This is a genomic window from Cupriavidus sp. SK-3 (assembly GCF_000611145.1).
GTDB lineage: Bacteria > Pseudomonadota > Gammaproteobacteria > Burkholderiales > Burkholderiaceae > Cupriavidus.
Map to the genome: position 1 here is coordinate 19,625 of NZ_JFJV02000121.1, position 19,206 is coordinate 38,830.

Below are 19,206 nucleotides of genomic sequence, written 5' to 3' on the forward strand. Positions count from 1 at the left end.
ATCTAAGGCCGTCGTCCGAAGCCTCTCTATCTGAAAGTTCGCTCGCAGCGTGGAAAAGGTTTCCGGTTCTGGGCCGAACCGCGTTCCCCGATGAGGCCGCCCGCCAATGAGATAGCCGCACCTGCGGATCTCCACCCTCAACGAGTGAAGCGCCATACACCAAGCAGCGGTTAGTGCGATGCTGTCATCCGCTTCGCGGAGGAGGACTAGGTACCGCTGTGACGGCGTCAAATTGCTGCGCATGTGGCGAAGTCGTTTAAATTGACGCCGCCAATTCCGCGCGTGCTGGAAGGCACCAGTGGCCATTTTGCCGTTACAGTAATGACTCCTCTACAGGAGAACCGCATGAAAGCTCTGCGTTGGTTGCTTCCGGCCCTGCTGCTGTCACTTGCAATGCCCCTGCAGGCTGCCGATGGCTTGGTCACCGTGCAAAGCCAGTTGGCGCCGAGGGCGGCCATGGACAAGCTTGAAGCGGCGGTAAAGGCGCGAGGCCTGACCGTGTTTGCGCGCATCGACCATGCCGCGGGCGCGGCGAAGATCGGTAAATCGCTGCGACCAACCGAGTTGCTGATTTTCGGCAATGCGCAGGGTGGCACACCTCTGATGGAGTGTGCGCAGTCGATCGGCATCGATCTACCCTTGAAGGCGCTCGTGTGGGCGGACATGGACGGGCGGACATGGGTCAGCTACAACGATCCGGTGTTTCTGGCCCAGCGCCATGGTGTGCCTGAGTGCCCCGCCGCAGGCAATTTACGCCAAGCCCTGTCGGGTCTGATTGGTGCGGCCGTGGCGCCGTAGAGAGCGTCCGGGGGAAGCGGAACCGTGCCCATGGGAGCGCCGGCCCGACGCCGGCGCACCTTGGTGTTGCCGCGATCGCCGCGCGGACTGCGGCGGCTGGTCGGTACAGTCGCCGGCGGAGTCGCCCACTGGTTGCGCAGGCTTGGTCGTGCCCGCCGCAACCTGCGCTTTGACCGTCACCCCCGCAGCTTGCAGCGGAGGCGTGTGTTGGGCGCCCGGCCCAGGGAAAGCAGCTTCTTCGCGCGTATGTCGCCAGCCCAGGTAAGCATGGGCTGGCCGTCTGCATAGATCGATACCCTCGCTAGGAAAGACGGACGTGATCGCCTCGCCGTTGGCCGGGGTCTTCCCACCAGAACAATGGGGCCGACGGTCAAGTCAAACCAACACAGCGGCGAAATTTGGCCACCAGTGGCCATCGCACCAGATGAAGACCACCCCCTATTCCTACCAGCCGGTCCAGGAGCGGGGCACGCTGTGGTGCTTCCTGCTCGCGCTCTTCATGCACCTGCTGCTGGGCATTTTGCTGTACTACGGCGTGCATTGGCAGAGCAGCCCCCCGGTCGGCGTCGAGGCCGAGCTGTGGGACGCGATCCCGGAAACCAAGACGGCACTGCCCGAGCCTGTGGTAACGCCGCGGCCGGCGCCCGCTGCGCGACCGAAGGAGGAGGAAGAGGCTGACATCGCGCTCCAACGACAGAAGCACCGTCAGGCGGTGGCCGCCGCGCGTGCACAGGCGCGCAAGCAGGCTGACCTGCGCGCGCGCCAAGCCCGCGAGGCAGCCGAGCGCCAGGAGGCCGCCCGCAAGGACGCGCAGCGCAAAGAGGATGCAGATGCCCAGGCCAAGCGCGGTGCCGCCGCCGACGCGCTGCGCCGGGGCGAGCTGGAGCGTCTGGAGGCCCTGGCCGGCCGTGCGGTTGCCGGCACCGGCGCGGGCGGCACAGCCTCGCCGGGCTATTCTGATCGGTTGCGCCGCCGCGTCAAGCCGAACATCATCTTCACCAAAGACGTGGCCGGCAACCCGGCGGCAGTAGTAGCGGTGCGGTTGGCCCCGGACGGTTCGCTGCTGTCGGCCCGGCTGACCAAGTCGAGTGGCAATTCCGCCTGGGACAGCGCCGTGCTGCGCGCGGTGGAGCGATCCGATCCGCTGCCGCGCGACGAGAACGGCATAGCGCCCGCCAGCCTCACCATCACCTTCAAACCGAAGGACTAGGGCCGTCTGGGCAGTCGGTACACCAGAAGCATGCCTTGGCGGCTGCCACTCTGCTAGGCCTCGGTGCCAGCGGCTCTGGCGTGAACGCTAGACGCCCTACCTGGTCCTGGCGGTAGCCAGCCTGGAGAGCCGCTTGCAGCAAGGTTTCTTGCTCCCCGCTCTATGCGAGCAGGAAATTTTGCAAGTCCTGATCCGTATGCATTTTTTGAAACAAACTGGCATTCACGCACCAAAAAGTACAGTTAGCCCAAGGCGCGAGCCTGACTCTCCAATCCCTCACCCCGCACAGCAGGACAGTTGCGAGACGTCCTTATCGAAGGTCTGCGCCGCGAGCTTCAGCCCCTCGACCATCGTCAGGTACGGGAACAACTGGTCGGCCAGCTCCTGGACGGTCATTCCCGCCCGGATCGCCAGCGCCGCGGTCTGGATTAGCTCCCCCGCTTCCGGTGCCACCGCCTGCACGCCAATCAGGCGGTCCGATCCGGCCTCGGCGACCAGCTTGATGAAGCCGCGCGTGTCGAAGTTGGCGAGCGCGCGCGGCACGTTGTCCAGCGTCAGCAACCGGCTATCGGTCTCGATGCCATCGTGGTGCGCTTCCGCCTCGCTGTAGCCCACGGTGGCGACCTGCGGGTCGGTAAACACCACCGCCGGCACGGCGCTCAGGTCGAGCGCAGTCTCGCCGCCCATCATGTTGATCGCCGCCCGGGTGCCGGCCGCTGCCGCCACATAGACGAATTGCGGCTGGTCGGTGCAATCGCCGGCAGCGTAGATGTTCGGTGCGCTGGTGCGCATGCCCTGGTCGATAACGATGGCCCCTTGCGCATTGACCGTCACGCCCGTCGCCTCCAGCGCCAGTTCACGCGTGTTGGGCGCGCGGCCCGTGGCGACCAGCAACTGGTCGGCGCGGATTTCACTACGCCCCGTGGTGAGCACGAATTCACCGTCTGCGTAGGCCACCTGGCTGGCCTGCGTGTGCTCCTGCACCGTGATGCCCTCCGCGCGGAAGGCGGCCGTTACGGCCTCGCCAATAGCCGGGTCCTCGCGGAAGAACAGCGTGCTGCGCGCGAGGATCGTGACCTCGCTGCCGAGACGCGCGAAGGCCTGCGCCAGCTCCACGGCTACCACCGACGAGCCGATCAAGGCCAGCCGCTTCGGCAGGGTGTCGCTGGCCAGCGCCTCGTTCGAGGTCCAGTACGGGGTGTCTTGCAGACCAGGGATCGGCGGCACGGCCGGCCTGGCGCCAGTGGCGACCAGGCAGCGGTCAAACGCCACCTCGCGCTCGCCGCCCTCGGCCAGGCGCACGCTTAGGGTATGCCCGTTCCGGAAGCAGGCCTCGCCGCGCAGCACCGTGATGGCCGGTGTGCTTGCCAGGATGCCCTCGTACTTGGCGTGGCGCAGCTCGTCGACGCGTCCCTGCTGCTGGGCCAGCAGGCGGTCGCGCACGATCGCCGGCGGCGTCGCCTGGATGCCGCCGTCGAACGGGCTTGCGCGGCGCAGGTGGGCGATGTGGGCCGCGCGGATCATGATCTTGGACGGCACGCAGCCGGCGTTGATGCAGGTGCCACCGATGGTGCCGCGCTCGATCAGGGTCACCTGCGCGCCTTGTTCGACCGCCTTGAGGGCCGCCGCCATCGCGGCGCCGCCGCTGCCGATGACGGCGATGCGCAGCGCGCTGCCTTCGCCACCGGCCGGCTCACCGGCGCCCAGCCCGCTCAGTGCCGTGTCGAGCAGGCTGCCGCGCTTTTGCGCCGGCGGGGCGTCGGCGAGCATGGCCCGGTAGCCGAGTCCGGTCACGGCCGCGGTCAGCGCCTCCGGCGATGTGTCGGGCTCGGCAGCGATCTGCGCCGTCCCCTTCAAGTAGGACACGACCGCCGACCGCACGCCCGGCACCTTCTCCAAGGCATCCTTGACGTGGACGGCGCACGAGTTGCAGGTCATTCCAGTGATCTTCAGGTGGGTCATGCCACAGGTCCTTCGTTCATACAGGCAGTGCTATGGCCAAACGCGCCTCAGCCGCGTTTGGCCGGCAGTTCACAGGCGTCCGGTGCGCCGCAGCGCTTCGCCGGCGAGACGAAATCCCAGATCGATACCCCGACCATGAAGGCCAGGCCGACATAGAGCAGCGCCTCGCTGCGCCAGCCAACCGTCAAATACACCGCGGCCAGCACCAGGAATGGGCCGATCACGCCGAGCGCGGTCCGCTGCCACTGCCGATGGTTAAGCCAGGCGGTCGCATTGGCGAGCAGCGCGATGCCAGCGAACACCGGCAGCAGGATGCTAATGAACAGCCCCTCGTACTGGCTCAGGAAGCCCAGGCCGATGGCCGCGCCCAGGCTGGCGATCGCAGGAAAGCAGCTCGCGCAACCCATCGCCGAGACGATACTGCCGAGCGCCCCCGCCTTGCTGGTCAGGCGCGTGATCCGTCCCATGGTCTTACTCCCGTGTTTGCTCCGGGCTTACCGCTTGACGCTGGATGGATAGCCTGCGTCCTGGGTCGCCTTGGCCAGCTTCGGCGCGCCGGTCTTGGCATCATCAAAGGTGACGACGGCCTCGCGCTTTTCGAAGCTCACATCGGTCTTGCTCACCCCGTCGACCTTGGAGAGCGCTTTCTTGACCGTGATTGGGCAGCTCTCGCAGGTCATGCCAGGCACGGACAGGGTGACGGTTTGCATGGCGGCCCACGCGGGAGCAACGGCGGCGAGAGCGACGGCGGCAAACAGCTTCCTCATGGCGAACTCCTGATTAGTAGAACAATGGCATCACGTAAGGAAAGCCGAGTGCAACCAGAACCAGCAGGGCGACGACCCAGAAAATGAGCTTGTAGGTGGCACGCACCTGCGGGATCGCGCAGGCCTCGCCTGGCTTGCAGACCTGCACCGGGCGGAAGATACGCTGCCCGGCGAAGAAGAGGGCCAGCAGCGCGGTGCTGAGAAACAGCGGCCGGTATGGTTCCAGCGCGGTCAGGTTACCGATCCAGGCTCCGCTGACGCCGAGCGTAACCAGCACCAGCGGCCCCAGGCAGCAGGTGGAGGCAAGAATGGCGGCGAGCCCACCGGCGAAGAGCGCACGGCGCCCGGGTTGCAGTTCCGGCATGCGCGGGTCCTTTCGTACTTTCGAAGTGGGAAGGGATAGCGTAACCTTACTTCCGTACTAATGTACGGAGTCAAGCGATATGGGGAGCGAATTGGCGAACCTGACCATCGGCGCCTTCGCCAAGGCGGCTGGGGTCAACGTGGAGACCATCCGGTTCTACCAGCGCACGGGGGTGCTGCCAGAGCCGGACAAGCCTGCCGGCGGGATTCGTCGCTATGGCGAGGCGGATGTGATCCGGGTGCGCTTCGTGAAAGCGGCCCAGCGGCTGGGATTCAGCCTGGAAGAAATCGGCGAACTGCTTCGCCTCGAGGACGGCACCCATTGCGAGGAAGCCAGCAGTCTCGCCGAGCGCAAGCTCAACGACGTGCGCGCAAAGCTCGCCGACCTCAGGCGCATGGAGGCCGTACTGTCCGAGTTGGTGTGCGCCTGCCATGCGCGCCAGGGCAACGTTTCCTGCCCGCTGATCGCATCGCTGCAAGCTGGGACAGTGCGTCAAGGGGCGTAGTGGACGCGGCTACGCTGGCCTGGTTCGCATCGACTGCTGTTTTGCCGCTTTGTCGCGGCCGGCCCCGCACTCGCCCTCGCGTTCGACGCGAGCGATCAGGCTGGGTCAGTCATCGCCACCAGGGCGAAGCAGCTCCAATGGACGCAGCGCGTGCGCGGCGCGCCTGAGCAGCAGAATCCAATCGTCCAGTTCTTCAATGGTGGCCTCAGCTTGGTCGACGAGGGTCGGGCCGGCGGTCGAACACGACAACGCGACGCCGTTGATGATCGTGTGTGCCATGCCATGCCATGCCATGCCATGCCGTGCAGATGCAGCAGGTCAGAAGGGCAAGTGCGGCGGGTTGTGACGGCGACGCTCAGGCTCTCGTCGCCCATGATCCATGCCGTGGCACAATTCACGATATGGCTCGCGCACCGTGTGAGTCGTGCACCAGCGCCACGGCGAGCACGGCATGCACCTCGGTATGCAGTGAGCGTGGCGGGATGCAGCAATCACTGCCGTTCCCTTTTTGCAGAACCAACGCCGAGCGCATGTATGGGATTGGGATGCGCCCAAATAGGCCAACAGGGGTATGCACGGCCGAGTTGCTGATCAAGCGAGGAGGATGTGATCGGCCAACTCAAAATCCCAGTGGCACTGGCTCTCTCCGGCATGAACATTCGCAAGCTGGCAGCCTGAAGGTTTGCCACCCGGAGTGTATCGATGCCAAGAGCTTTGGCACTTTTTCGGCTCATGGTGCGATGCAGCAACGCAACCGTCGCGGTGGGCCCATCCTCTGGCGCCGGCACCGCTCGCACAGGCCGGCCCTGGCCGCACGGGCTATGTGTGAAGACATCCTCCGGGCCCTATTCGCCGTGCTGATCTTCGGCATCCGAGTTTCTCTGATCTATAATCGTCCCATGGTTCGCGGCATCCGAACGGCGCTCCTATGGTTGATCTTGTTTGCGCTCCCGCTACACGGGTTCGCCGGCGGCGCCATGCTGCGTTGTGTCGGGATACCTATGGCCACCTCGCAGCCGTCCGGTCCGATGGCCAGCGGCACCGATATTGATCGGGGAGCAGGGGCGGCGCCAATCGCCAGCGCGCAGCCTGCCCCAACGGATTGCGGGATGGCGGCTAGCGGCTATTCACCCCAGTCCTTGGCCGGGCATTGCCTTGCGGCGGCCGCATGCGACATCGTCGCAGCGCCGGCCCCGCGGGCACTGGCGTTCGTCGTCCCGGCGGCAAGTGCCGCCCCTCCGCTTCCACGTCTCTCAATTGGCGTCTGTTTCTTCACCGACGCACCCTACCGTCCACCTAGCATTCTCGCCTGAGAGGTCTGCGCCTGCCATCGCTGGAATTTCAGCGGTGAGTGCATGAGCGATGACCACCGCCACGGGCGTACTCGCCGTGGCGGCATCGCCGAGTCGGCCAGCGCGACGCCTTCCTCGCTGCAACGCGTCGAGCCATGGTCGGCATCTCGGTCAACGATTGACCTGGTGCGCAAATTGGAGCTGTCTGATGATTCGACAACTTGGCCTATGTACGGCGGTGGCCGCCTTCGCCCCGCTCGCGTTTGGCACGCCGGCCCGCGCCGAAGGTGATCTCGTTCGCGGCGCGCAAGCCGCCCGCGCCTGCATGGCCTGCCATTCGTTTACGCCGGGGCGCCACCTGACAGGGCCGAGTTTAGCCGGCGTCTGGGGCCGCAAGGCGGGCACAGCCGACGGCTTCGCGCGTTACTCGGATGCGCTCAAGCGATCTGAACTGGTCTGGGACAAACGGAATCTCGATGCGTGGCTCAAGAACCCCGCGGCGCTGGTGCCGGGTAACGCCATGGGCTTTCCCGGTATTGCCGATACGCACACCCGAGCTGATCTGGTCGCCTACCTTGAGGCCGTTTCCAGCGGCCGGGTGACGGCGCCCGATCGTGGCCTACCGAACTTGAAGGAGGTCGATACGGCATCGCGCGTCACCGCAATCCGCTATTGCGGTGACGCGTACCGCCTGACCACCGCTGACCGGCAAACCTACACCTTTTGGGAGTTCAACCTGCGATTTAAAACAGATGGCAGCGCTGACGGCCCGCCTGCCGGCAAGCCTGTGCTGATCGGCACCGGCATGCAGGGCGACCGCGCTGCAGTGGTCTTCGCGCGGCCGGAGGAAATCTCGTCATTCATTCAACGGCAATGCTCATGAACAATAGGACAACAGACCATCCCGACGCGCTAACGCCCCATGGCGACGCTCCGGCGAAGTCTGGAGCCTGGGTCCACCGGCGCACGCCGAGAAGAGCCTGGCTTGCAGGGCTCGGCGTCTTAGGGCTTGCCGCAGGTCTGGCGGCGTACCGGCGCCTGGTCTCTGACGAGATCCCCGTCGGAGTGGTGGTCCATGCGCGTGCGCGCGGCCTGCCGCCGATGCGATTCACGGACGCGTACGGCGCAGCGACGAGCCTGGCCGCATTTCGCGGCCGGCTCGTGCTGCTCAATGTGTGGGCTACCTGGTGCGCCCCCTGCCGCGAGGAAATGCCGACGCTTGACCGCCTCCAGGCGTCCCTGGGTGGACCAAACTTCGAAGTGGTCACAGTGTCGATCGACATGGGCGGCCTACCAACCATTCAAGCATTCTTTCGCCAAACCAACGTCAGGCACCTGCATCCATATCTCGATACCTTCCACGAGGCAGCGGCCTTGGCCGCAACAGGCATTCCGCTCACCCTCCTGATCGACAGCAACGGCCGCGAGGCGGGCCGCAAGCTGGGGCCTGCCTCGTGGGACGACGCGCGAATGCTGCGGCTGATCCGACATTACTTGCCGGCCGCGGCCACCCGACAGGAGATCAAAAACCCATGAGTGAGTGGCCACACGCCCGCCGCCAACATGCCGGCCTTGCCAGCATCGCACTGCGAACCGCGGGCGCGCCGCTTGCGGCGCTGGTGCTCGTTTGCGTCGGTTTTGCTGCCGCGGCGGCGACGTCCGACGTGGTTGTCACCGACGCGTGGGCGCGCCCCACGGTTCCAGGCCAGCCCGTCGGCGCCGCCTACCTCAGCATCATGAGTGCGCAAGGCGCGACGCTCACCGGCGTGCAAAGCGATGCCGCAGGCACGGTGCAAATGCACAGCATGCGCCAGGACGGCAACGTGATGCGCATGCGTGCGCTTGATCGGCTCGCGCTGCCCGCGGGCCAGACGGTCCGCCTTGCACCGGCTGGCACACATCTGATGCTGCTGCAGTTGAAGAAGCCACTGCGTCCCGGCGACTCGGTGACGCTCGATATTACGGTCGTCGATAAGGCTGGTGGCCAGCACATCGTGCACGCCATCGCGCCGGTAAGGGCCACTCCGCCGGAGGAAGGTAAGCCATGATCGTCAAAGCGCTCGTTCCCCTCGTGCTGGCATTGGCCTTGGCTGCCTGCGGCAACCGCACCGACCCGCAATCGCCGCCGTCGGCATTCAAGTCCACCGACATCACCGCCGTCGACTGGGGGCGCGACTTTCATCTGATCGATCACAACGGCCGGCCACAAAGCCTCTCCGACTTCAGGGGCAAGGTGGTGATGCTCTTCTTCGGCTACACCCATTGCCCGGACGTGTGTCCAACCACAATGGCCGACATAGCGCGGGTTCGCGCCAAGCTGGGCGAGGACGGCCGCCGAGTACAGGGCTTGTTCGTCACCGTCGATCCCAAGCGCGACACCCCGCAGGTACTCGCGCAATATGTGCCCGCCTTCGACCCGAGCTTTCTCGGCCTCTATGGCGACGAACAAACGACCGCGGCGCTGGCCAGAGAGTTCAAGATCTTCTGGGACGCGCAGAAGCCCGACGCCCAGGGCAACTACACCGTGGATCACAGTGGCGGGATCTATGTGTTCGATCCGACGGGCCGCCTGCGTCTGCTGATGCGTCCGGGAACGGCCATCGATGCGATGGCAGCTGATGTCGCGCTTCTGCTGAAGGGGTAAACCAAGGTGGCGATGACCTTCATTCGAATGGCCACGGCAGCCGTGCTCGCCGTGTTGGCAACGGTTGCCGCTGCCGACGAGCGCGCGGTGCGCGCGATGCTTGAGCACACCTTCCCGAAAACACCAATCCAGAGCATTGCCAAGACTCCGGTTGCGGGTCTGTTCGAGGTGGCGATCGACGGTCAGGTTTACTACGTCAGCGGGAATGGGCGCTACATCCTCGGCGGCCCGCTAGTCGACGTCAAGAATCAGGTGAACCTCACTGAAGCGCGCCTGGAAACGCTCAATGCCATCCCTTGGGAAAGCCTTCCGCTGCATCTCGCCATCAAGCGCATCAAAGGCGCCGGCACGCGGCGCATCGCGATCTTCGAGGACCCCGACTGTCCCTATTGTAAGGAGTTGGAGCAGACATTGAGCGGTATTGACGATGTGACGGTGTATGTGCTGCTATACCCCATCGGCGAATTGCATCCCCATGCCGCGGACAAGTCCAAGGCCGTCTGGTGCGCGAAGGACCGCGCCAAGGCCTGGGATGACATCATGCGCACCGGTGCGGTGCCCCCCAACGCCGGCACCTGCGACAACCCCATCGCGAAGATCGCCGACTTCGCGAAGCAGCACCGGATTCTCGGAACGCCGACGATATTTCTTTCGGATGGCCGGCGGTTGGTCGGCGCCGTCGCCCGTGCGGAGCTGGAGAAGCAATTGCTCCGCGCCGCAAAGCCCTAGCTCAGCGCTGGCAGCCATGTCTCGAGAGTCGATGTTGCCTCCTGTCGCCAAGGTGTTCGCCGCCTACACCGGACAGCACCTGCTTCCCTTCAGGGTCGTCGCCGATACCCAGGGCCGGATCGCCGCCGCCGTCAACCACGTGACGCTCACGCCCACAGCCGTGCTGATTGACAAGGACGGCGGGATCCTGCGGCCGATCATCGGCGAGCCGGGTTTCGCTGCGTTGCACGCCCTGATCGATAAGGAGTTGGCCGAATGAGACAACGCCGCGCCGCCGCTCCTTGCCGACGCGTCCATCGTCCGCGACTCGCGCACTGCCCCGCGCCGCCGGCATCGCGGCGATCGCCTTCGCGCCCCCCGGGGGGCGCCGTCGCGCTGCTGGTCCAGGCCGCGGCTGGGCTGTTGGCGCTCAGGAACATTCCCGCCCACCTGGGAATCGCCGATGCGGTCAGGAGCCAAGAGCCAGGCGGAGGCGGCGGGCGGCGCCGAACCGTGATGATCACTCGTATGAAAGCACGCGCGGTTCGCGCGGTCTTTTGGCTGCTGTTCACCGCCTCACTCGGTGCTTACGCGGGGGGCGACGCGCCTTCGCCCGCAGCGCGACCGCAGGTCAGCCAGGTGCCGGCAGCCGGGGGAGCGCTCGATGCGGTCAGGAGCTGGTTGGCGGGAGGCTCATCGGGGGGCGAACTGTTGCCGCCTGATCAGGCTTATTGGATCAGCGTACGCGTGCAGGATGCAGACACCCTCGTCGCCACGCTCTCGCCCGCCAAGGACTACTATCTCTATCGCGACCGCATCAAGTTCAGCGTCGAATACCCGCCCGGGCTGGCAGTGGGAAGCGTCTCGTTGCCGCCCGGCGACCTCAAGGACGATCCCACCTTCGGCAAGACGGAGGTCTACCATCGACCCGTCGAGGCCGTGATTCATCTCTCGCCGAGTGGTGCCCGCGCCGCGTCCGTCAGGCTGCATGCGAGCTACCAAGGCTGCAATGAACCGCGGGGGGTGTGCTATCCGCCGATTGAGAAAAGCCTGACCGTTGCGCTGGATGGCATCAACACGGCGTCTGCGCAGGCGCCAGCCGAACAGAAGCTGGGATCCGCAAGCATCCTCTCGGGTCAGCGCGCCAATATTCCAGACGATCTCTCCGAGGCGGGGCGCATCCGGCGGCTATTCGCGCGCGGCGGCGCCTGGACCCTCGTTGCTGCGTTCTTCGGCTTCGGCGTGCTGCTGGCCCTTACACCCTGCATGCTGCCAATGTTTCCCATTCTTTCGGGAATCATCATGGGTCACGGTCAGCACGTGACGAAGCGCCACGCCTTGGGCCTGTCGGCCATCTATGTGCTGGGCATGGCGATCACGTACGCTGCGGCCGGCGTCGCGGCGGGGCTGGCCGGCTCCCTGCTGTCGGCGTACCTGCAAAGCCCCTGGGTCCTGGGCGCATTCGCGGCGATCTTCGTGCTGCTCGCGCTCTCGATGTTCGGCCTGTACGATCTGCAACTGCCGTCGTCGCTGCAAAGCGCGCTGGCCCGCGTCAGCAGCCGCGTCCCCGGGGGCCACGCTGCCGGCGCGTTCCTGATGGGCGCGCTCTCGGCCGTGATCGTCGGGCCGTGTGTCGCCGCGCCGCTGGCGGGTGCCTTGCTCTACATCAGTCAGACGCGCGATGCGATATTGGGCGGTGCGGCGCTGTTCTCGATGGCCGTCGGCATGGGCATGCCATTGCTGGTGGTTGGCGCCACCGCCGGCACCCTCCTGCGCCGGGCGGGGTCCTGGACAGAGTCGGTCAGGCGCCTGTTCGGCATCATGATGCTGGCGGTCGCGATCTATTTGGTTTCGCCAGTGATCCCCCTGGCCGCACAGCAACTGCTGTGGGCGGTGCTGCTGATCGTCTCGGCAATGTTCGTCCACGCCATCGACCCACTGCCGCACGATGCGCCGGGCCACCGGCGGCTCTTCAAGGGCGTGGGCGTGATTGCGCTGGTGATCGGCATCGCACTGCTGATTGGCGTGCTATCCGGCAGCCGCGATCTGCTGCAGCCGCTTGCCCGGATTCGCGGCGCCCCAGTGCCTGGCCGAAGCGAGCTCGCATTTCAGCCAGTGAAGAGCCTCGCCGATCTCGATGCGCGATTGCTGTCGGCGCGCGGCCGCTACGTCATGCTGGATGTCTGGGCCGATTGGTGCGTGTCGTGCAAGGAGATGGACAGCCTCACGTTTAGCGACCCGCAAGTGCAGGCGCGGCTGAGAGACGTGCTCGTGCTGCGCGCTGACGTCACGGCGAACAGCACCGACGACCGGGCCGTGCTACGTCGCTTCGCCCTGTTCGGACCGCCGGGCATCGTCTTCTTTGACAAGCAGGGCCAGGAGTTGGCGTACCGGGTGATCGGATTTGAGCCACCGGAGAAATTCCTGGCTTCGTTAGACCGCGCATTCGCGCCGCCATAGGCGTCCCGCAATGAATGGAACTCCCAAGAACCACGAAAGAAGCTGCATGCAACCATCGGCGCGCATCGGATGGACAATCCGAAGAGGCAATCCCGTTCTAGGGGAGCGCATTCGCTTCCGAATTCCAGGCATGCAAGGAGGACGAATGAACAGGTTTTCGACTAAGGTCGCACGACTTGCTGCCGACACCGTCTCGGGCGCAATGGCCCTGGCCCGCCGAGCAGGGATCCGACACAAAGCTAGTGCCGAACTGACCCGGCAAAGCAGACTTGCTAACACGGCATGCGAAAGTGAAATCCGAAGGCAACAGGGGCGGCAGCGCTTCCTCATCGCGGGATCTCGGGCTGCGGCAGGCATCGCCCTGCTCGCCGGTCTGCTGGACCTGCATACTGCGACGGCGGTCGCGCGGGCGGTGGAAGCGCCCCGGAGCAAAACGATCGCGCTGGCCTTCGCTCCGGCGAGCCAGACCCTCTTCAAGGCGAGCGGCGATGCGGTGTATCGCAGCGGCGATGGCGGGCACCATTGGTCGCCCATCGGGCTTCCGCCCGCATCGGCGCCGAGGCGCATCACGTCGATCGCCGTAGCCGACGGCGAACATGGCGCCATCTATGTGGCAGGCCCCGGCATCGGTGTGCTGCGCAGCGTTGACGGAGGGCGCAACTGGTCGGCGCGCAACGACGGCCTGCCCGGCACTGATATCGCCGCCCTGTCCACGCACGCCGACCGGCCTGAAACCGTCTATGCCTACGTGAGCGGCAAGGGCATTTTCCGCAGCGAGGATGGCGGGCAACATTGGAAGCTGATGGATGCCGGGCCGCGCGGCGGCATCACGCGCTTCGTGCATTCGAATATGCCGGGCAGCATGCAAAGCGGCTGGCTCTTCGTCGCCGGGCCGCAAGGCGTGCGTCGCGCGATGGACTGCTTCTGTGGCTGGCGCGATGCCGGTGAACTCAGGCGCGCGGTTCGCGCGGTGGCCTACGATCCTCGCCAACCGAACCACGTCTACGCTGCGACCGATACAGGGCTGTTCCTCAGCGTCGACGGCGGCGAGAAGTGGTCGCTGGTGCACACGCCGGTCGCGACCATCGAGGCGCTCGTCGTCACGCCGGCAGGCGCGCTCTACGCCGCCGGCGCCGACGGCAGCTTATTCCACCGCAGCGCCGCTGCGAACAGATGGGAGCGCATCGATGCATAGCCTCATTACCTGTTGCGGCGTCGCGTTGGCGCTGATTACATCAATGGCACGCGGCGATGGCAACCCCGGCGACCCACGGCGAATCGATGCCGGGCGCCGCATCTATGCCGCCCAATGCGCGGTGTGTCATGGTCCCCGCGGCGAGGGCCAGCCCGATTGGGATCGGCCCGACGGCGCAGGCGAATTGCCCGCCCCTCCCCACGATCGTGCAGGACACACCTGGAAGCATGCGGACGCGATGCTCTACCGCATCGTCAAGAACGGCTGGCGAGACCCTTACAACAAGACAGAGCGCCTAACAATGCCCGCCTTTGCCCAAGCGCTTTCCCCCGCAGAGATCCGCGACGTGATCGAGTATCTCAAGACGATGTGGACACCCGAACAAAGACGCTTTCAACGGGAAGAGAGCGAACAGGGACCTTTCCCGCCCGAGGCGCACTGACCCTGCGCCATGAACCAGGCCATCCACCCACCCCAAAGACGGAGGACCACACCATGCGACACCCAAAGATGCTGTTGACAGCGCTCGCACTGGCGGCGCCATTGACCGCAATGGCCGCAGCCATCCCAGTCAAGCTCTACAAGAACCCGAATTGCTACTGCTGCGATCTCTATGCCAAGCACCTCGCCGAAAACGGCTTCAAGGTGGAGTTGATCAACACCACCGACATGGCGTCAATCAAGCAGCAGTACAACGTGCCCGAGAAGCTCGAGGGCTGTCATACTGCGCTCGTCGGGGGCTACGTGGTCGAGGGGCTGGTCCCGGCGCAGTTCGTCCAGCGGATGCTGAAGGAGCATCCGCCGATCAGGGGCGTCGCGCTGCCTGGCATGCCGGTCGGCGCGCCTGGCATGCCTGGAGTCAAGCCGGCGCCGCTAACCATCTACACGCTAGACTCGAGTTCACCGCCCAAAGTCTTTGCGAGCTTCTGAGGTACAGGGGCGATCTTCTGCCGGCATGAGCCCCGGGACGAAATTGCTGCGTCTCGGCGCTCAGCACGGCGCACGATTGCTTCTGTTGGGCACATGCGCGCTTACCAGCTCGGTGATGCGGAATCGGGGCCGCCATCCGCCACTCGGGTCACCACCTGCCAATGCCGGCGTCGCCAAGGCCCTTGTCGACACCAGGGCGGATGAGTCTGACCATCACCGTTCTGGCTCTCCAGGCGCGACACGAAGGTGAAGAAAGCTATCAACCGGCAGTACCGCCACGATCCCAGCGCCTGGCACCGTCGATTGTCCCACCTCGACGATCGCGTTGGTGATGGCCTCGACCTCGGTTTCCTCAGCGAAGATCTCGATCTTGGTATGTACGGTGGTCAGGTCGCTTGAGAAGAAATTCCGATACTCGCCGTACCCCTTGACTTTGGTTGCCGTCAGTCCGGGCGCGTGGACGGTAGCGAGCCGCTTTTCCAGTCTTTCCAACAGCTCGGAGGGAACGATGGCGATGATACATTTGGTGCTCATGGAAGTCTCCTTGACAACTCCGATACAGGCGATTGGCGGGTTCTATCAGGCGGGCCCATTGCGATCCTGGCCGACCACCAGTCGGGTTTCGCCCTGGTACGCGTACGGCGGAATCTCCAGATTGAGCGGCGCGGGAACCGCGCGGAACACGCGTCCGGCGAGATCGAACTTGGAACCATGGCAGGGGCAGAAAAAGCCCCCAGGCCAGTCATCGCCCAAATCCGCCGCGCCAACGTCCGGGCGATAGGTTGGAACGCAGCCCAGATGGGTACAGAGGCCTATCGCCACAAAGAAGTCCGGGCGCAGCGAGCGCGTCGCATTGCGCGCGTCGGCGGGCTGCTGCGCCTCCTTGGACAACGGATCGGCCAACAGACGATCATGCCTGCCCAGGCCATCCAACATTTCGCGGGTCCGGTGCAGGATCCAGACGGGCTTGCCACGCCAGGCAATAGTGACCAGAGACCCTGGCGCCGCCGTGTCGAGGTTCACCTCGACGGGTGCGCCCCGCGATCGCGCGGCCTGGCTTGGCGCCATGCTTGCCACGAATGGCACCATGGTGCCGACCAGTCCTACTCCACCCAAGGTGCCGGTGGCCAGCAGCAGCAGCCTGCGCTGGCGTGCGTTCTGTGAAGCTGCCGTCGGATTGTTCATCGCAATTAACTCCAATCCAGGGTCCATGTGGCCAGCAACGTGACTGGCTGCCAACGGCTCAGTCGCCGCGTGTGCCGAGTAGCTGGGCCCATTGGCCGCGGCCCGGCAGGAACATGGGCACCTTTGTTCGATACGCCTCGTAGGCCGCCCCGAAGCGGTGAGCCATGTCTTGCTCTTCTTTCCTTGCAAGCAGTACATAGGCCAGCACAATGAGCGGAAACAACGCTACGGTGATCAGGGTGGGCCAATGCACGATCTGGCCGAACACGGCCAGCATGATGCCGGTGTACTGGGGATGGCGGACTACCGCGTAAGGCCCCTCCTGGGCCATGCGCCCCTCGCGGCTTGCCCGATAGACGGCACCCCAGCCCCGGACCAGCAGCACGACACCGGTGACAATGAAAATGCCACCGAGCAGCATCTCGATGATGGCGCCAGCCGGGCCATAGCCGAGAAGCGTTGCCCAGAGGTGCCCACTGTAGGCGGTGCGCGGGATATCGAGCCCAAGGAAGCCCGTCAGCAGGTAGATCGTGAGGGGGAAGCCGTACATCTCGGCGTACAGCGCGATGATGAATGCCTGAACCAGACCAGCCCCGGCCCATTCTCGCCAGCCTTGTGGCGCCACGTATCGAAACAAGACCCACGACACCAGGACGACCACGACCGCTACCAGGCCCCAGTGGCCGTAGTGCGCGCTAAACCCAGCGATATCGTTCACGGTACGCCTCCCCAACGGTAGCGTCCTTGGCGGCTCAGGCAGACGTTGCCTGAGCATCTGCGCCCCTTACTTGTCCTCCGGCTGTGGCGGTTTGCGTTCGTCGCGCGGCTTCATTTCCTTCATGCCGAAGAACATCGCCAACGGGCATACCAGGATCAGCAGGATCGGCGCGAAGCCGCGAATGGCGCCCTGGTACTGCGGGAATGCCACGTACCCGACGAGAAGCAGCACGGCAAATCCAATGGCAATCTTGATCATCGTCTTGATGCTGCACATGATCGTTACCTCCTTGCATCAATGTCCCACACGATTACGAGTCCCCTTGCGTCACCATGGCAGGAGGGCACGCTCTTGCCCGCTTGCTTCTGGCGCTGCTCCACAGCTTGCACCCGGGCTAGCAAAAGCCGAACCCGCCCATCATGCGTTGATGCATCATGAGCATGCCGACCGCGCCAAGGGATGCGAGCACGCCGATGACGGCGAACACGATCAGGAGGACTCTCCATATCAACGATTTGTTCACGTGCTACCTCACATCTTCGTTGGCGGCCTGGGCACGCATCCGCTGCGCGTGCCCTGCGACCTCCAACCGTCCAGTTACTCCTTGATGCGAAACGGATCGGGCTTCCGCGCGGACGGCTGCTCGGTCATCGCGCTCACTTGATCATCGTGCGCGCTCATGCTCTTCATCATCAGCCACATCGACAGCGGGCAGAGCAAGAGCAGGAAATAGGGGCCAATGCTCAGGACAAGCGCACGGATCGGCGGCCATACGGCATAGGCCGCAGCCAGCATCGCCAGCAGGGCGATGCCTGCGGTGATCATCGCTTTCGGATTGGATTTCATTTACGGTACTCCTATCGGACAGGTTCGAATCGGAACGGCACCCTTACTTCGTCGGCGGCGCCTGGATCTTGTCCGCGTACTTGCGCATGATCTCGCCCATCGCCTGCATCATGTCCGCATGCATCTGCATCGAAAGCTTCTCGTTCCCAGGTGGCAGGCCCATCATCGGGCAGCTTCCCATCATGCCGCCGCCGCCCATCATGTGGTCCATCATCATGTCGTGCCCCTTGTCCTGGGCACCCGCCTTGGCGCTTTCGGCGCCATGGGTTGCACCGGCCGCTGCGGACCAGCCGCTAACGCCAAGCATCACAACGGCCAGGGTTGCGGCCACTAGTGATTTCGTACTCATGTCGATCTCCTTATCGATCGCGATTCAATGACCCCGCGCCAATCCAGCACCAGACCAGTGGGCGGACAGACAATCAGTCCGGCTCCCCCAGGTCGGATGCCAGAGGCCGGATCGCACGGATGCATGCGCTTAGCCTGGTCGGCTGAAGCGCCCTATATCACTTGGACTCGGAAGCCCCCTTCTGGCTGCCACTGCCGGTCGACTGGGAGTCCATTTGTTTCATCATTTCGTCGCAACGCGCCAGCATCGCTGCCTGAGAGGCGGATGTACTGGAAGTCGCCCCGGGGTGTTGCGCCGCCGTGCGCGCGCGATTGATGACGTCCCAGTCCGGGCCGGCGAACGCCTGCGCGGTCGCGACGCCGAGTGAAATGAGAACGAGAGTCTTGAGAGTGGAGTGCATGATGATCTTCCCCAGAATTCGGCTTTGTTTGGCTCACGCAACGGGGTCAGAGCACCCACGCTCGGGCAGAGCCACCAAAGTCAAGCACGTGGCCGAGGTGGGCCACGCGTGGGGATAGATCAGATTCGCAAGCGGGCCGTTGCGAGATAGACCGGACCAGGCGATGTGTTCGCGCTGTCCGCCGTGTGGAAGATTCGAAAGGTGTACGGCGTGGGCGGGAGAAGGTGTACAAGCCCAGCCGTGGCCGGCAAGACACCGAGATCGGGACCGTGAGCGTTGCTGTCGGCCCAGTGCCGACCGTCCTGCTGATGGTCCGCGCACAAGGCCGGCTGCGCGTGGTCCATCTCCAGGCAGCTTGTCATGGTGGCCATCGCCGCAGGCTCCATGACCCCCTCAGACTCCTGCGGGCATAGGTACCCAGCCACCGCAAGGCGCGCAAAGAGTACCGTCGCCAACAACAGCAGCGCAAGCAAGCGGGTGAAGGGGCGAAGGCTATGCTTCATGAATCACGCCAAGCATCTGTCCTAGTCTAGCGCCGCCCGATCCGGGCAGCAAGGCGAGGAGACAGGGGTTGGTAGAGTCGAGTCTAGACATGATGACGATTTGCGATGCCGCACTGGCTACGCTACGCGGCGTCTCAGCCGTAGCGCATTGGAAATCACTGAGACCGAACTCAGGCTCATGGCCAGCGCCGCGATCATCGGTGACAGCAACCAGCCGGTGAATGGGTACAGCAACCCCGCCGCCAGCGGGATACCCAGCGCGTTATAGACAAAGGCGAAGCCCAGGTTCTGCCGCATGTTGGCGATAGTGGCTTCGGAGAGCTCGCGGGCGCGGGCGACACCGCGCAGATCGCCCTTGACGAGGGTCATC

The 19,206-nt window shown here is 64.9% G+C and carries 25 protein-coding genes and 1 pseudogene; 13 read left to right on the forward strand and 13 right to left on the reverse strand.

Annotation, left to right across the window (positions count from 1 at the left end; all coding sequences use genetic code 11):
- Positions 1 to 345: 345 nt before the first annotated feature.
- Together CF70_RS12405 and tolA are read left to right on the forward strand one after the other, a co-directional pair.
- On the forward strand, positions 346 to 798 hold the full coding sequence (locus CF70_RS12405) for a DUF302 domain-containing protein (RefSeq protein ID WP_035864770.1): 453 nt from the start codon (positions 346 to 348) through the stop codon (positions 796 to 798).
- A 424-nt stretch (positions 799 to 1,222) separates the two neighbouring features.
- A complete protein-coding gene (gene tolA, locus CF70_RS12410; protein WP_035864772.1) occupies positions 1,223 to 2,008 on the forward strand; it encodes a cell envelope integrity protein TolA in 786 nt (261 codons plus the stop codon).
- 276 nt (positions 2,009 to 2,284) lie between these two features.
- Here tolA and merA read toward each other — a convergent pair whose 3' ends face one another.
- From merA to merT, 4 genes are read right to left on the reverse strand one after another with little or no spacing between them, the layout of a single operon-like run.
- A complete protein-coding gene (gene merA, locus CF70_RS12415; RefSeq protein ID WP_035864775.1) occupies positions 2,285 to 3,970 on the reverse strand; it encodes a mercury(II) reductase in 1,686 nt (561 codons plus the stop codon).
- Positions 3,971 to 4,017: 47 nt separating this feature from the next.
- Entirely contained in the window at positions 4,018 to 4,437 is a 420-nt protein-coding gene (gene merC, locus CF70_RS12420) for an organomercurial transporter MerC (RefSeq protein ID WP_035864779.1), read from the reverse strand.
- 27 nt (positions 4,438 to 4,464) lie between these two features.
- Positions 4,465 to 4,737 carry a mercury resistance system periplasmic binding protein MerP gene (merP, locus tag CF70_RS12425; RefSeq protein ID WP_035864781.1) on the reverse strand — a complete coding sequence of 91 codons (273 nt, stop codon included), beginning with the start codon at positions 4,735 to 4,737 and terminating at the stop codon, positions 4,465 to 4,467.
- Between the two features lie 13 nt (positions 4,738 to 4,750).
- A complete protein-coding gene (gene merT, locus CF70_RS12430) occupies positions 4,751 to 5,101 on the reverse strand; it encodes a mercuric ion transporter MerT (protein WP_035864784.1) in 351 nt (116 codons plus the stop codon).
- A gap of 79 nt (positions 5,102 to 5,180) precedes the next feature.
- On the opposite strand from merT, the gene merR reads away from it, so the two are divergent.
- A complete protein-coding gene (gene merR / locus CF70_RS12435; protein WP_035864793.1) occupies positions 5,181 to 5,606 on the forward strand; it encodes an Hg(II)-responsive transcriptional regulator in 426 nt (141 codons plus the stop codon).
- 105 nt (positions 5,607 to 5,711) lie between these two features.
- Here the strand turns inward: merR and CF70_RS12440 are convergent, their stop codons facing one another.
- Positions 5,712 to 5,885 carry a hypothetical protein gene (locus CF70_RS12440; RefSeq protein ID WP_200876738.1) on the reverse strand — a complete coding sequence of 58 codons (174 nt, stop codon included), beginning with the start codon at positions 5,883 to 5,885 and terminating at the stop codon, positions 5,712 to 5,714.
- 1,221 nt (positions 5,886 to 7,106) lie between these two features.
- Here CF70_RS12440 and CF70_RS12450 point away from each other — a divergent pair.
- From CF70_RS12450 to CF70_RS12495, 10 genes are all read left to right on the forward strand, one after another.
- Positions 7,107 to 7,781: a c-type cytochrome gene (locus CF70_RS12450; RefSeq protein WP_035864798.1), complete on the forward strand. Its 675-nt coding sequence runs from the start codon at positions 7,107 to 7,109 to the stop codon at positions 7,779 to 7,781.
- Positions 7,778 to 8,434 carry a TlpA family protein disulfide reductase gene (locus CF70_RS12455; protein ID WP_035864834.1) on the forward strand — a complete coding sequence of 219 codons (657 nt, stop codon included), beginning with the start codon at positions 7,778 to 7,780 and terminating at the stop codon, positions 8,432 to 8,434. The genes CF70_RS12450 and CF70_RS12455 overlap by 4 nt, the downstream gene beginning before the upstream one ends.
- Complete coding sequence (locus CF70_RS12460) at positions 8,431 to 8,946, forward strand: copper chaperone PCu(A)C (RefSeq protein WP_051648330.1); 516 nt, start codon at positions 8,431 to 8,433, stop codon at positions 8,944 to 8,946. The genes CF70_RS12455 and CF70_RS12460 overlap by 4 nt, the downstream gene beginning before the upstream one ends.
- The gene (locus CF70_RS12465) at positions 8,943 to 9,542 is read left to right on the forward strand and encodes an SCO family protein (protein WP_200876739.1); all 600 of its coding nucleotides are present in this window, start codon (positions 8,943 to 8,945) and stop codon (positions 9,540 to 9,542) included. Before CF70_RS12460 ends, CF70_RS12465 begins: the two co-directional genes overlap by 4 nt.
- A gap of 12 nt (positions 9,543 to 9,554) precedes the next feature.
- Positions 9,555 to 10,271, forward strand: coding sequence for a DsbC family protein (locus CF70_RS12470; RefSeq protein WP_063830456.1), 717 nt, complete (start codon positions 9,555 to 9,557; stop codon positions 10,269 to 10,271).
- Positions 10,272 to 10,302: 31 nt separating this feature from the next.
- Entirely contained in the window at positions 10,303 to 10,530 is a 228-nt protein-coding gene (locus CF70_RS12475) for a TlpA family protein disulfide reductase (protein ID WP_035864802.1), read from the forward strand.
- A 248-nt stretch (positions 10,531 to 10,778) separates the two neighbouring features.
- Positions 10,779 to 12,710 carry a protein-disulfide reductase DsbD gene (gene dsbD / locus CF70_RS12480; protein ID WP_235185019.1) on the forward strand — a complete coding sequence of 644 codons (1,932 nt, stop codon included), beginning with the start codon at positions 10,779 to 10,781 and terminating at the stop codon, positions 12,708 to 12,710.
- Positions 12,711 to 12,855: 145 nt separating this feature from the next.
- Positions 12,856 to 13,905 (forward strand): WD40/YVTN/BNR-like repeat-containing protein, encoded by a 1,050-nt coding sequence (locus CF70_RS34855; RefSeq protein WP_160172256.1) that lies wholly within the window; start codon positions 12,856 to 12,858, stop codon positions 13,903 to 13,905.
- Positions 13,898 to 14,347, forward strand: coding sequence for a c-type cytochrome (locus CF70_RS34195; protein ID WP_081862154.1), 450 nt, complete (start codon positions 13,898 to 13,900; stop codon positions 14,345 to 14,347). The genes CF70_RS34855 and CF70_RS34195 overlap by 8 nt, the downstream gene beginning before the upstream one ends.
- Before the next feature lie 68 nt (positions 14,348 to 14,415).
- Entirely contained in the window at positions 14,416 to 14,835 is a 420-nt protein-coding gene (locus CF70_RS12495) for a DUF411 domain-containing protein (protein ID WP_235185020.1), read from the forward strand.
- A gap of 213 nt (positions 14,836 to 15,048) precedes the next feature.
- On the opposite strand, the gene CF70_RS12500 is transcribed toward CF70_RS12495, so the two are convergent.
- The 8 genes and pseudogenes from CF70_RS12500 to CF70_RS12540 all read right to left on the reverse strand — a co-directional run.
- Positions 15,049 to 15,369 (reverse strand): P-II family nitrogen regulator, encoded by a 321-nt coding sequence (locus tag CF70_RS12500; protein WP_035864811.1) that lies wholly within the window; start codon positions 15,367 to 15,369, stop codon positions 15,049 to 15,051.
- Positions 15,370 to 15,414: 45 nt separating this feature from the next.
- Positions 15,415 to 16,020, reverse strand: coding sequence for a ubiquinol-cytochrome c reductase iron-sulfur subunit (petA, locus tag CF70_RS12505; RefSeq protein WP_035864813.1), 606 nt, complete (start codon positions 16,018 to 16,020; stop codon positions 15,415 to 15,417).
- Between the two features lie 58 nt (positions 16,021 to 16,078).
- A complete protein-coding gene (locus CF70_RS12510; RefSeq protein WP_035864845.1) occupies positions 16,079 to 16,738 on the reverse strand; it encodes a methyltransferase family protein in 660 nt (219 codons plus the stop codon).
- Positions 16,739 to 16,804: 66 nt separating this feature from the next.
- The gene (locus CF70_RS12515) at positions 16,805 to 17,014 is read right to left on the reverse strand and encodes a DUF2933 domain-containing protein (protein WP_035864815.1); all 210 of its coding nucleotides are present in this window, start codon (positions 17,012 to 17,014) and stop codon (positions 16,805 to 16,807) included.
- A gap of 321 nt (positions 17,015 to 17,335) precedes the next feature.
- Entirely contained in the window at positions 17,336 to 17,584 is a 249-nt protein-coding gene (locus CF70_RS12520; protein WP_035864818.1) for a DUF2933 domain-containing protein, read from the reverse strand.
- Positions 17,585 to 17,627: 43 nt separating this feature from the next.
- Positions 17,628 to 17,933: a hypothetical protein gene (locus tag CF70_RS12525; protein WP_035864820.1), complete on the reverse strand. Its 306-nt coding sequence runs from the start codon at positions 17,931 to 17,933 to the stop codon at positions 17,628 to 17,630.
- A gap of 157 nt (positions 17,934 to 18,090) precedes the next feature.
- Complete coding sequence (locus CF70_RS12530) at positions 18,091 to 18,333, reverse strand: hypothetical protein (protein WP_051648335.1); 243 nt, start codon at positions 18,331 to 18,333, stop codon at positions 18,091 to 18,093.
- Between the two features lie 620 nt (positions 18,334 to 18,953).
- A pseudogene (locus CF70_RS12540) lies at positions 18,954 to 19,206 on the reverse strand (copper-transporting ATPase); the annotation flags it as partial.